This is a genomic window from Micromonospora sp. NBRC 110037, assembly GCF_001652995.1.
Lineage (GTDB): Bacteria > Actinomycetota > Actinomycetes > Mycobacteriales > Micromonosporaceae > Micromonospora > Micromonospora chalcea.
In genome coordinates this window covers 688179-700944 of record NZ_BBVA01000004.1, presented here as the reverse complement: position 1 = coordinate 700944, position 12766 = coordinate 688179, and the positions used below count along the sequence as shown (strand labels likewise).

General features: G+C 70.8%; 10 protein-coding genes. 5 read left to right on the top strand and 5 right to left on the bottom strand.

What is annotated here, in order from left to right; all coding sequences use genetic code 11:
* Positions 1 to 413 precede the first annotated feature (413 nt).
* Positions 414 to 836, bottom strand: a complete 423-nt coding sequence (locus A4R25_RS16180) for a hypothetical protein (protein WP_043325539.1) — start codon at positions 834 to 836, stop codon at positions 414 to 416.
* A 284-nt stretch (positions 837 to 1120) separates the two neighbouring features.
* Here A4R25_RS16180 and A4R25_RS16175 point away from each other — a divergent pair, with 284 nt between their 5' ends.
* The gene (locus tag A4R25_RS16175) at positions 1121 to 1495 is read left to right on the top strand and encodes a hypothetical protein (protein WP_043325541.1); all 375 of its coding nucleotides are present in this window, start codon (positions 1121 to 1123) and stop codon (positions 1493 to 1495) included.
* Between the two features lie 61 nt (positions 1496 to 1556).
* Here A4R25_RS16175 and A4R25_RS16170 read toward each other — a convergent pair whose 3' ends face one another.
* From A4R25_RS16170 to A4R25_RS16160, 3 genes are all read right to left on the bottom strand, one after another.
* Complete coding sequence (locus A4R25_RS16170; RefSeq protein WP_064447217.1) at positions 1557 to 2549, bottom strand: sporulation protein; 993 nt, start codon at positions 2547 to 2549, stop codon at positions 1557 to 1559.
* Positions 2550 to 2652: 103 nt separating this feature from the next.
* Positions 2653 to 3429, bottom strand: coding sequence for a DeoR/GlpR family DNA-binding transcription regulator (locus tag A4R25_RS16165; RefSeq protein ID WP_030501763.1), 777 nt, complete (start codon positions 3427 to 3429; stop codon positions 2653 to 2655).
* Between the two features lie 35 nt (positions 3430 to 3464).
* Entirely contained in the window at positions 3465 to 5474 is a 2010-nt protein-coding gene (locus A4R25_RS16160; protein WP_064447216.1) for a beta-galactosidase, read from the bottom strand.
* A 278-nt stretch (positions 5475 to 5752) separates the two neighbouring features.
* Here A4R25_RS16160 and A4R25_RS16155 point away from each other — a divergent pair, with 278 nt between their 5' ends.
* From A4R25_RS16155 to A4R25_RS16140, 4 genes are read left to right on the top strand one after another with little or no spacing between them, the layout of a single operon-like run.
* Positions 5753 to 7084: an ABC transporter substrate-binding protein gene (locus A4R25_RS16155; RefSeq protein WP_043325545.1), complete on the top strand. Its 1332-nt coding sequence runs from the start codon at positions 5753 to 5755 to the stop codon at positions 7082 to 7084.
* Positions 7085 to 7106: 22 nt separating this feature from the next.
* Complete coding sequence (locus tag A4R25_RS16150) at positions 7107 to 8063, top strand: carbohydrate ABC transporter permease (RefSeq protein WP_064447215.1); 957 nt, start codon at positions 7107 to 7109, stop codon at positions 8061 to 8063.
* Positions 8060 to 8941 (top strand): carbohydrate ABC transporter permease, encoded by an 882-nt coding sequence (locus A4R25_RS16145; RefSeq protein ID WP_064447214.1) that lies wholly within the window; start codon positions 8060 to 8062, stop codon positions 8939 to 8941. Before A4R25_RS16150 ends, A4R25_RS16145 begins: the two co-directional genes overlap by 4 nt.
* Complete coding sequence (locus tag A4R25_RS16140; RefSeq protein ID WP_064447213.1) at positions 8938 to 11169, top strand: alpha-galactosidase; 2232 nt, start codon at positions 8938 to 8940, stop codon at positions 11167 to 11169. Before A4R25_RS16145 ends, A4R25_RS16140 begins: the two co-directional genes overlap by 4 nt.
* Before the next feature lie 87 nt (positions 11170 to 11256).
* Here A4R25_RS16140 and A4R25_RS16135 read toward each other — a convergent pair whose 3' ends face one another.
* Positions 11257 to 12645, bottom strand: coding sequence for a cellulase family glycosylhydrolase (locus A4R25_RS16135; protein ID WP_064447212.1), 1389 nt, complete (start codon positions 12643 to 12645; stop codon positions 11257 to 11259).
* Positions 12646 to 12766 lie beyond the last annotated feature (121 nt).

The window sequence follows — 12766 nt, the reverse complement described above, 5'->3', positions numbered from 1 at the left end:
CGAGCACGTGCTGCCTCACGTCCCGCCGCGCCCACTCTCGCCCCTCGCCCCGCTCGGCGATCATGGAGTTGCGGCCCCGGAAAAGCGCCATCAAACGGACATTTTTTGGGTCGGAAGTGCAAGATCGGCGAGTGCGGGCTTGGGGGCGGCGGACGGGGGCGTGTGTCCGGGTGGCCTGTTCGCGCCAGTTCGCCGGAGTGGCGGTCACGCGCACCAGATCGGGGAAGTTGCTGCATCACACCCGCCCCGACCACACCACCCCGCCGAACTGGCGACCCTCGCACCAGAACGGGGAAGTTGCTACATCATGGCCGCGCTGACCACGCCACTTCGGCGAAGTGGCGCAGTCAAGACGCGGGTGCGCGAGGGCGGGGGTGGCCGGAGGCCACCCCCGCCCTCGCGTACTGCCTCGGTCAGCCCGGATTAGGGCGATTGTTGGTGAAGTTGCCCACCTGCGCGCCGGTGGCCGAATTGTCGCTCGTGGAGCCACCGGCCGGGGTGCTCAGGCCACCCGTACCCGCGTCCCCGGTCGTCGTCGGGGCCACCTTGCCCGGGTGCTTCTCGGGCTGCCGGGCCAACCGGCGCACACTGGCCGGGCCGGCCGTGCCACCGGTCGTGGTCACCGCGCCCTGACCCCGGGTCGGTCCGCCGTCGCGCAGCACCGTCGGGTCGACGGGTACGTCCGCCGGGTCGTCCGGGTCGAGTTCCTGCCGCATCCGTTCCACGTCGGTCTGCGGCACGGTGATCTCGTCCAGCGCGCCGTCGCCGTACACGCCGCCGGCGACCCGCTGCTCGGCCCGCCGGGCGGCGTCCTGCCGCATGTCGTCCTCACGCACGTCAACCACCTCGCAGCTCTCGGGGTATCGGTGTTGCGTGCCCGAGGGTGGGTGGCTGAAACCGGAACCGGCGGCGGGAGGACCGGTGTGCGCCCTCGTGTCCGGTTCCGGCTGCAAGGCCGAGCGTGGTGGCCATTCGACGGCGACCGGCGGTTACCTTGTCTCCGGCCTCGGGTAGACCCAGGGTGCCCCCGCCACAGAGCGCGAACCGCGCCGTGGCCGACCTGCGGTAGCGGGGCGAGGGTGTGCAGGTTAACGACTCATCAAATCCTGAGGAGGACCAGATGAGCACGCAGGCTGCATCCACCAGGCCGATGAACCGGCCGATGTCCGACGTCCAGAACCGGTCGAGCATGCAGGACACGTCGACCCGGCACATGCCGTCGATGCACGACGGTCACCGGGAGAACATGCCGTCCCCGGGTACGGAGACGAAGCAGGCGTTCCTGACCACCGAGTTCTGGGTGTACGCCGCAGCGGTCGCGCTCGTGGTGATCGCCGCGTTCTGGAAGGGCACCACCGCCAACGGCCTGAACATCAACAACCCGAACCAGGCCTGGTGGTACCTGACCGCGCTGACCGGCGCGTACCTGGTCAGCCGTGGCCTGTCGAAGGCGGGCAGCGCGCGCCGCTCCGGCAAGGAGCGCCGCGGACGTTGATCCGACGCCGCGCGAACGGCGACGCCCCCGGGATCCGTCCCGGGGGCGTCGTCGCGTCTGCTCACTCCTCGCCGAAGTCCCCGAAGTCGTCACCGCCGCCGTCGAAGGCGTCGTCGAGCATCTCGCCGGCGATCATGCCGCCGGCGACGCCGAGCGCGGCGCCCGCGATGACGCCGCCCATGCCCGGGCCGCGCCGCCCGTGGCCGGCGTAGCCGTGGTGACCCGGGTAGCCGTGGCCGCCGTGGTGCGGCATGCCGAAGCCCTGGGCGCGCATGCTGCCGTAGCGGCCGGTGGTCTCCCGCAGCCAGCCGTCGACGACCTGCACCCAGTCGGTACGGGCGGCGTCGGTGTGCGGGACCGAGTAGCGGCCGATCACGTCGTGCCCGGGGCTGAGGAAGCCGCCCCGCTTGTCGCACTCCAGGATCACCTCGACGCCCTGCGGGCTGGTCACGAACGTCAGCTCGACCTCGTTGACCGTCTGCGCGTACTGCGGCGCGGCGAAGAACTCGATCTCCTGGTAGAACGGCAGCGTCTGCGGCACGCCGTAGATGTGGCCCCGCTCCAGGTCGGCGTGCTTGAACCGGAAACCGAGCGCCTGGAACGCCTCCAGGATGCGCTCGTGGACCGGCAGCGGGTGCACGGACACCTGGTCCAGGTCGGACTTGTCGACGGCGCGGGCCACCGCCAGCTCGGTACGCAGGCCCATGGTCATGCCGTGCAGCCGCTGGCCGTAGACGTCGGTGATCGGGGTCTCCCACGGCACCGGCATCTGGAACGGGATCGACAGCTGCTGCTTCGGCGCCAGATCGAACGCGCCGCTGACGGGCAGCCGGTGGAACTCCATGACGCCCGCGTACTCGTGGTTGCCGCTCTCGATCTCGACGCGGGTGACCAGGCCGAGGTTGATCTGCTCGATCCGCGCCGGGCTGTCGCCGCCAACCAGGTTGACGTGACCGTCCAGGGTCAGCCCGGGCCGGGTGTTCGGGTTGGTGAGCACCGTGTCGACGCTCGGACCGCCCACGCCGAACGCGCTCAACATCTTCTTGAAGACCATCGGTCACTCCCGCTGAACTGCATTCCGACATGGACCGTCGGACGCTTCGTCAGGGCACCCTAAATGCCGCGACTGAGAAGTGGCTGTGAGGCAGGTCGTGGACTCAGTCCGCCCGGACCACCACCAGTTCGCCGACCTGCTCGCCGAGTTGGCGTCGGGCCTCCGGCAACAGGCCGCTGTCGGTGATCAGCATGTCGGCCTCCTCCAGCGGCGCGATGGTGGCGATGCCGATCGTCTCCCACTTGGTGTGGTCGGCGAGCACGACCAGCCGCCGGGCGGAACCGATCAGCCGCCGGTTCACCGCCGCCTCCAGCAGGTTCGGCGTGGTGAACCCGGTGCGCGGGCTCATCCCGTGCACGCCGAGGAAGAGCAGGTCGACGTTGAGCGCGGCTATCGCCGCCTCGGCGACCGGGCCGGTCAGCGCGTCCGACGGGGTACGGATGCCGCCGGTCAGCACGACTGTCTGATCGGCGCGGGGGTTCTGGTAGAGCGCGTCGGCCACCGGTATCGAGTTGGTGACCACAGTGATCCCGCGTACCTCGGCCAGCCGCGCGGCCAGCGCGGCGGTGGTGGTGCCGGCGGACAGCGCCACCGCCATCCCCGGTTCGACCAGGCCGGCGGCCCGCTCCACGATGGCCCGTTTCTCGGCCTGCTGCCGGACCGACTTGGCGGCGAAGCCGGGCTCCTCGGTGGAGCCGGGACCGGCGAGCGTCGCGCCGCCGTGGACCTTGTCGATCAGGCCGCGTTCGGCCAGCACCTCCAGGTCGCGGCGGATCGTCATGTCGGACACCCCGAAGCGGCTGACCAGGTGACTGACCCGGACGCCGCCACTCTGGCGGATCAACTCCAGGATGGCGCTCTGCCGTTGCTGGGCGAGCATGTGGACCTCCATCGGCGCGAACGGCAGGGTTGCGGTCAGGCGCTCACGGGCGCCGGCGCGGGCTCCTCGCGGACCACCGCCACCTCCCCCGCCGGCACCTCCAGCTCGCCGTCGCAGCGGGCGCCGCCGAGCAGCTCGACGCCGGTGACCGGCAACCGTACCGGCTCGGTGGTGTGGTTGATCAGGAACAGCCAGCTCCGGTCCTCCGCGCGGCGGCGGACCACCTCCACCCCGGTCGGCGCGCTCACCGGCGGCCGGACGCCGGCCTCGGCCAGCAACCGGGCCACCAGCCGGTCGGTGGCCTCGTCGTCGAGCCGGGTGCCGACGTACCAGGCCGCGCCCGCGCCGACGGTGTTGCGGGTCAGCGCCGGCACGCCGGGCAGGGGCCCGTCGGCGTACGCGGCCAGCACCTCCGCGCCCTCGGCGTGCAGCCACTCGGTCCACACGTCGGCGCGGGCGCCGTCGTCGAGGCGTACCGTCTCGCCGGCCCGCAGCGGGAAGAACTCCTCGACGTGTACGCCGAGCAGGTCGCGGTACGCGCCGGGGTAGCCGCCGAGCCGGATGTGGTCGTGCTCGTCGACGATGCCGCTGAAGTAGGTGACCACAGCGGTGCCGCCGGCCTCCACGAACCGGCGCAGCGCGTCGGCGTCGGCGTCGCGGACGAGGTAGAGCGTGGGAACCACGACGAGCCGGTAGCGGGACAGGTCGGCCGAGGGGTGCACCACGTCGGCGGTGATCCCGGCCCGCCAGAGCGCGGCGTGCAGCGCGGACAACCGGTCGGTGTAGGTGACGTCGACGCTCGGGTGGGAGTCGAGTTCGGCGCCCCACCACGCCTCGTAGTCGAAGAGGATGGCCACGTCGGCGTCGACGCGGCTGCCGCGTACCTCGGCGAGCGCGCGCAGGTCGGCGCCGAGCCGGCAGACCTCGCGGAACACCTTGGTGTCCGGGCCGGCGTGCGGCACCAGCGCGGAGTGGAACTTCTCCGCGCCGGCCCGGGAGGCCCGCCACTGGAAGAACAGCACGCCGTCGGCGCCGCGCGCGACGTGGGCGAGGCTGTTGCGGCGCATCTGACCGGGTGTCTTGGCCACGTTGCGGGGCTGCCAGTTGACGGCGCTGGTGGAGTGCTCCATCAGCAGCCAGGGCGCGCCACCTGCCACGCCCCGGGTGTGGTCGGCCGCGAGCGCCAGGTTGACCTGCGGCTGCGGGTCGGCGGCGGTGAGGTAGTGGTCGTTGGCGACCACGTCCACGTCGGCGGCCCAGGAGTGGTAGTCCAGGTACTTGATGCCGGTGCCGATCATGAAGTTCGTGGTGACCGGCTGCGGGACGAGCCGGTTCAGCAGTTCCCGCTCGGCGCGCAGCTGGGCGCGCTGCTCGTCGGAGGAGAACCGCAGGAAGTCCAGCTGCTGGGTGGGGTTGGCGAACGTCGGCGCGGTACGCGGCGGGTTGATCTCGGCCCAGTCGTGGTAGCGCTGGCTCCAGAACGCGGTGCCCCAGGCGGCGTTGAGCGAGTCCAGGTCGCCGTAGCGCTCGCGCAGCCAGCCGCGGAACGCCTCGGCGCTGACGTCGCAGTAGCAGTGCACGTTGTGGCAGCCGAGTTCGTTGGAGACGTGCCAGAGCACGACGGCGGGGTGGCGCGCGTACCGCCGGGCGACCGCCTCGACCAGGGCGAGCGAGTGGTCCCGGAACACCGGCGAGCTGGGGCAGTACGCCTGCCGGCCGCCGGGCCAGAGCACCGTGCCGTCGGCGCGGCGGGGCAGCGTCTCCGGGTGCCGGTGCGCCAGCCACGGTGGCGGGCTGGCGGTGGCGGTGGCCAGGTCGACGCTGATGCCGCCGTCGTGCAGCAGGTCGATCGCCCGGTCCAGCCAGTCGAAGACGTACCGACCGGGGGTGGGCTCCAGCAGGGCCCAGGAGAAGATGCCGACCGAGACCAGATTGACGCCGGCCCGTCGCATGAGTTCGACGTCCTCGGTCCACGTCTGCTCGGGCCACTGCTCCGGGTTGTAGTCGGCGCCGTACCAGATGCCCTCGCCGTGCCAGTTCCGCATGACAGCAGAGGTTGCCCCCGAACAGCACCCAAGTCAACACTTTCCAACATCGACTGAAGTTCCAACGTTTACCGGCTCTTTGCCCCGCCTAACCGCCGACGGCGTCGCCTTTTTGCCCCCTTGACAGCGCCGCGCCAAGGGGTAGCTTCAAGCGCCACCGGCTGTTTGTGTTCGGACGTGTGGATTCTCGGTGGATCTACCGCGACCGACACGACACCGCTCACCGCCAACGATCACGGTCCATGAGCGCAGCGCACCTCTTCCACGCAGGAGGCACCATGTCCCGTCCCCGCTCGCAAGCCGAATACCTCGCCCGGCTCGTACCCCCGTCCGTCGCCGGCCTGAACCGGCGCTCGCTGCTCGCCGGCGCGGCCGGCGCGGGAGCGCTGCTCGGCACCGGTCTGCTCGCCGGCTGCGGCGACTCCGACTCCGGATCCGGCGGTGACGCCAAGAGCGTCTCGGTCGGCTCGAACCAGTCGGACCCGAAGCCCAAGGACGTCGTCGCGAAGGTGATGGACGGCTTCAAGACGTCCTCCGGGGTGACCGTCAACATCAACACGGTCGACCACAACACGTTCCAGGAGAACATCAACAACTACCTGCAGGGCAAGCCGGACGACGTGTTCACCTGGTTCGCCGGCTACCGGATGCGGTTCTTCGCGGCAAAGGGCCTGGCCGGTGACCTCAGCGACGTGTGGGGCAAGCTCGACGGCTACTCCGACGCGTTCAAGAAGGCGTCCACCGGCGACGACGGCAAGCAGTACTTCGTGCCCGCGTCGTACTACCCGTGGGCCGTCTTCTACCGCAAGTCGGTGTGGCAGCAGCGCGGCTACGAGGTGCCCAAGACGCTGGACGACCTGAATACGCTCGGCGCGCAGATGAAGAAGGACGGGCTGAACCCGATCGCGTTCGCCGACAAGGACGGCTGGCCGGCGATGGGCACGTTCGACATCCTCAACCTGCGGATCAACGGCTACCAGTTCCACATCGACCTGATGGCCGGCAAGGAGGCGTGGACCTCCGACAAGGTGAAGAAGGTCTTCGACACCTGGGCCGGGCTGCTCCCCCTGCACCAGCCGGACTCGCTCGGCCGCACCTGGCAGGAGGCCGCGCAGTCGCTGCAGCAGAAGAAGAGCGGCATGTACCTGCTCGGCCTGTTCGTCGGCCAGCAGTTCAGCGGCGCCGACCTGGAGGACCTGGACTTCTTCACGTTCCCCGAGATCGACTCCACCATCGGCGCGAAGGCCCTGGACGCCCCGATCGACGGCTACATGATGGCCCGCAAGCCGAAGTCCAAGGACGCCGCGCAGAAGCTGCTGACGTACCTGGGCTCGAAGGAGGCAGCGGACATCACTGTGAAGAACGACCCGAGCACGCTCGTCGCCAACAGCGGCGCGGACACCGGTGCCTACACCGCGCTGCAGAAGAAGGCCGCCGAGCTGGTCGGCTCCGCCACCGAGATCGCCCAGTTCCTCGACCGCGACACCCGGCCGGACTTCGCCTCCACCGTGATGATCCCGGCGTTGCAGCAGTTCATCAAGGACCCGAAGGACATCGGCGGGCTGCTCACCAGCATCGAGAACCAGAAGAAGTCGATCTTCACCAGCTGACGGCGGAAGGGGGAAGGACATCATGTCCGACCTGCCCCTGATCCAAGCGGATCGCGCCGTGCCGCCGCCGGCCGCGACCACCAGCAACGGTGGTCGCGGTCGCCGGCTACGGCTCCTGTCCCGCACCGACCGCGTGGTCATCACGCTCATGGTGCTGGTACCCCTGCTGCTCGTCGCCGGCCTGGTCTGGCTGCCCGCGGTGGCGACGGTGCTGCTCTCCGGCACGAACTGGGACGGCATCGGCCCGGTCTCCGAGATCGAGTGGGTCGGCCTCAAGAACTACGACGACGTGGTGAACATCTACCCGCCGTTCGTCCCCGCGGTGCAGAACAACCTGCTCTGGCTGGCCGCGCTGTTCGTGGTGGCCACCCCGTTCGGCATGTTCCTCGCCGTGCTGCTGGACAAGGAGATTCGCGGCAGCCGCTTCTACCAGACCGCGCTCTACCTGCCGGTGGTGCTGTCGCTGGCGCTCATCGGCTTCGTCTGGCAGCTCATCTACAGCCGCGACCAGGGGCTGCTCAACGGCGTCTTCGGCGGCGAGACCGACTGGTACGGCGACCCGAACGTCAACATCTGGGCCGTGCTGGTCGCGGCCGGCTGGCGGCACGTCGGCTACATCATGCTGCTCTACCTGGCCGGCCTCAAGGGCGTCGACCCGTCCCTGCGGGAGGCCGCCGCTGTCGACGGCTCCTCGGAGACCAGCACGTTCTTCCGGGTCGTCTTCCCGGTGATGCGCCCCATCAACATCATCGTGCTGGTGGTGACGGTGATCGAGTCGCTGCGCGCGTTCGACCTGGTCTGGGTCATCAACAAGGGCCGCAACGGGCTGGAGCTGATCTCCGCGCTGGTCACCCAGAACGTGGTCGGCGAGGCCAGCCGGATCGGCTTCGGCTCCGCGCTGGCGACGATCATGCTGGCCGTCTCGCTCGTCTTCATCACCATCTACCTCTGGACCGTGATGCGGGAGGACAAGCGATGACCGCCGTCTCCGCCGGCCGCCGCCGCCCCGTGCGGCCCGCCCGGGCCGTCCTGCACCTCTTCCTGGGTACGGTCGCAGTGGGCTGGCTGTTCCCGATCCTGTGGGCGGTGCTCACCTCGTTCCGCTCCTACGAGTACACCGCCGCCAACGGCTACGTGTCGCTCGGCGGCTGGACCGTCGACAACTACGTCACCGCCTGGCGCACCGCCGAGTTCGGCAAGCACTTCCTCAACTCGGCGTACATCACCGTCCCGGCGGTGCTGCTCACGCTCTTCCTCGCCTCGTGCGTGGCGTTCGTGATCGCCCGGTTCAGCTGGAAACTCAACATCGCGCTGCTCGGCCTGTTCACCGCGGCGAACCTGCTGCCGCAGCAGGCGCTGCTCATCCCGCTGTTCCGGATGTTCACCGAGATCCCGCTGCCGGCCTGGATGAGCGACTCGGAGCTGCTGTACGACAGCTACTGGGGACTGATCCTGGTCAACGTCGCGTTCCAGTGCGGCTTCTGCGTGTTCGTGCTCAGCAACTACATGAAGGCGCTGCCGCACGAGCTGTACGAGGCAGCGATGGTCGACGGGGCGAACGTGTGGCGGCAGTACTGGCAGGTGACGATGCCGCTGTGCCGGCCGGCGCTCGCCGCGCTCGCCACGCTGGAGGTCACCTGGATCTACAACGAGTTCTTCTGGGCCACTGTGCTCATGCGTACCGGCGACAAGTTCCCGGTCACCAGCTCGCTGAACAACCTGCGCGGCGAGTTCTTCACCGACAACAACCTGGTCTCGGCCGGCTCGGTGCTGGTCGCGATCCCCACCCTGGTGATCTTCTTCCTGCTGCAGAAGCAGTTCGTCCGGGGTCTGACGCTGGGAGCCTCCAAGGGATGACGATCGTCCACCTGCGCCGCGCGCGGACCAGCCTGGTGCTCGACGCACGCGGCCCTGGGCTGCCCCGGGTCGTGCACTGGGGCGCCGACCTCGGCCCGCTGCCCGACGAGGACCTGCCGGCGCTCGCCGACGCCACGGTGCCGCCGGTGGTGCCGAGCAGCTTCGACGCGCCAACTGTGCTGTCGCTGCTGCCCGAGGCGAGCGCCGGGTGGAGCGGGCGGCCCGGTCTCGCCGGTCACCGCGACGGCCGGGACTGGTCGACGGCGTTCCGCCTCACCGGCCTCGACGTGCACGACGAGCCCGCGGCGCCGCCCGATGGTGCCGCCGCCGGCGGGCCCGCGCGGTTAGGAGGGGCCCCTTTACATGCACCAGGCGTTAACAAGGGGCCCTTCCTTTCCTCCGGGCGGGTGGTGGTGCGGGCGGCGGACCCGGGCGCCGGGCTGAGCCTGACCGTCGAGATCACGTTGGACCCGGCGGGCGTGCTCACGCTGCGGCACCGGCTGCGCAACGACGGCGACGGCCGGTACGAGCTGCGGGAACTGACGCCCGTGCTGCCGGTGCCGGCGGTCGCCACCGAACTGCTCGACCTGACCGGACGGTGGTGCCGGGAACGCGCGCCGCAGCGGCACCCGTGGCCGATGGGCGCGTGGGTGCGCGAGGGGCGGCACGGCCGCACCGGCCACGACGCCACGCTGCTGCTGGTCGCGGGCACCGCCGGGTTCGGCTTCCGGCACGGCGAGGTGTGGGCGGTGCACACCGCGTGGAGCGGCGACCACGTCACCGCCGCCGAGCGCCGCCCGACAGGCGAGTCCACGCTCGGCGGCGGTGAGCTGCTGGCGCCCGGCGAGATCGTGCTCGGGCCGGGCGAGGAGTACGCCACTCCCCTGCTCTACGCGGCCCACTCCACCGACGGGCTGGACGGGCTCAGCGAGGCGCTGCACACGCACCTGCGGGCCCGCCCGTCGCACCCGCGCACACCGCGGCCGGTGACGCTGAACGTGTGGGAGGCGGTCTACTTCGACCACGACCTGGACCGGCTGCGGGCGCTCGCCGACGCCGCCGCCGAGGTCGGCGTGGAACGCTTCGTGCTCGACGACGGCTGGTTCCGGGGCCGGCGGCACGACCAGGCCGGGCTCGGCGACTGGTGGGTCGACGGCGAGGTCTGGCCGGACGGGTTGCAGCCGCTGATCGACCACGTACGCGGGCACGGCATGCAGTTCGGGCTCTGGGTGGAGCCGGAGATGGTCAACCCCGACTCCGACCTGTTCCGCGCCCACCCGGACTGGGTGCTCCAGACGCCGGGCCGGCTGCCGCCGCCGTGGCGGCACCAGCAGGTGCTCGACCTGGCCAACCCGGACGCGTACGCGTACCTGCTCGAACGGCTCGACGCGGTGCTGAGCGAGCACGACGGGATCGCGTACCTGAAGTGGGACCACAACCGCGACCTCACCGAGGCCGGGCACGCCGGACGGCCCGGCGTGCACGCGCAGACCCTGGAGGTCTACCGGCTGCTGGACGAGCTGCGCGCCCGGCACCCGGGCGTCGAGATCGAGAGCTGCTCGTCCGGCGGTGCCCGGGCCGACCTGGAGATCCTGCGCCGCACCGACCGGGTATGGGCCAGCGACTGCAACGACGCGCTGGAACGGCTGTCCATCCAGCGCTGGACCGGCCTGCTGCTGCCGCCGGAGCTGATCGGCACGCACATCGGGCCGCAGCGCTCGCACACCACGCACCGCGTGCACGACCTGGGTTTCCGGGCGGTCACCGCGCTGTTCGGCCACCACGGCATCGAGTGGGACATCACCGCGATCGACGCGACCGAGCGGGCCGAGCTCGCCGCCTGGGTGGCGCTGCACAAGCGGCTGCGCCCGCTGCTGCACGGCGGCCGGGTGGTCCGGGTCGACCACCCGGACCCGGCCGTGCAGGCCCACGGCGTGGTCGCCCACGACCGCGACCACGCGGTGTACGCGGTCAGCCGGGTCGCCACCTCGGCGGCGCAGGTGCCGGGCGTGGTGCGGCTCCCAGGGCTGGACCCGGCCCGGCGCTACCGGGTCCGTCCGCCCGCCGAGGCGCCCGAGCCGGCGATGCTGGAGCTGTCCCCGCCGGGCTGGCTGGCCTGGCCGGGCGACGGCATCACGGTGACCGGTTCGGTGCTGGGCACGGTCGGCGTTCAGCTCCCCGCCCTGCACCCCGAACAGGCCCTCCTGCTGGAGGTGGTCGCGGCCTGACCCCGCGCCCCACCCCGGTGATCAAGGAGTTTGTGTCACCGCAGGCGTCCGAACGGGACACAAACTCCTTGATCACGCACTAGAGGGTCAGGCGGGGGTGCAGGTCACCGCGGGGGTGGAATTCGTGCCCTGCCAGCTGCCGATGAAGCCGAAGGTGGTGCTCGCGCCCGCGCCGAGGCGGCCGTTGTAGTCGACGTTGCGAGCGGTGTACGCCGACCCGCTGTTGCTGATGCTCGCGTTCCACGCCTGGGTGACGGACTGGCCGTTGGCGTACGTCCAGCGCACCGTCCAGCCGGTGATCGCCGCGGCTCCGGCGGTCACCTTGACCTCGCCCTGGAAGCCGCCCTGCCACGAGTTCGCGACGGTGTAGGTGGCGGTGCAGCCACCGGACGGCGGGGGCGTGGTGGGCGGCGGCGGGGTCGGGCTGACGGTCGGGCTGGTCGTCGGGCTCACGGTGGGGCTGACCGTCGGGCTGGCGGTCGGGGTGGTGCTCGCGTACACCGACGCCTCCCGGGAGGTGGCGGCGATGCCGTTGGCGCCGTTGAAGATGCGCTGCCCCCAGCTGGTGAGCTGGGCCGGGTTGAACGACGTGGTCATGTCCAGGTACTCCACGCCGCCGCCGTTGCCGCTCCACGACCAGCCGAGGTAGCCGATGCCGTTGGCCTGGGCGTACGCCATGATGGCGTCCTCGTCCGGGTTGCCGTCGGAGTGGTTGAACCCGAACTCGCCGACCACGATGGGCAGCCCGGCGGTACGGAAGCGGCCCAGGTAGTCGCTGATCTCGGCGGCGGTGTCGAACACGCCGTACATGTGGATGGAGAAGACGGTGTTGCGCTGCGGATCGGCGGCGAACACGGTGCCGGCGTTGTCGCGCATGGTGAACGACCAGTCCTGGCCCCAGTTCGGCGCGTCCACCATGATCGTGTGGGTCAGGCCGGCGGCGCGCAGCCGCTTGATCGCGTTCGACGTGTCGGTGGTCCAGGCGCTGTAGCCCTGGTTGCCGAACGGCTCGTTGCCGATGTTGACGATGACGTACCTCTCCTGGCCCTTGAGCACGTCGGCGATGCTCAGCCAGTAGTCGGTGGCCTTGGCCAGCGTGGTGGCGGCGCCGTCCTCGCCGTACCCGGTGGTGTCGTGCACCTCCAGCACGCAGATCATCCGGTTGCCCTTGCACAGGGAGATCACGTTGGCCACGTCGGCGGCGCTGTTCTTCGTCCAGCGGTCGCCGCTGGACAGCACCACCCGGACGGTGTTCGCGCCGAGCGCCTTGATGTTGGCGAACGAGCTGGTCTGCTGCGGGTACCAGGTGTGCGCGTGGTTGACGCCACGCATCACGAACTCGACACCGTTGGCGTCGTAGAGACGCCCGTTGGAGACGGAGAAGCCGGTGGCGGCCTGGGCCGGCTGCCCGAGGGCGAAGACGGCGGCGAGGGCCGTCAGCAGGGCGGCGCCCGCGACGGAGAGCAGTTTCTTCATGGCTGTCCTCAGGGGAAGGATCCCCCGTGCCCGAGCGGGGGTGCGGTGACGGTGAGAGGGTGGTGGCGACTGAGCCCGGTAGCCGCCGCCCGGTTCCCGAACGGACGCAGGCATCAGCGTA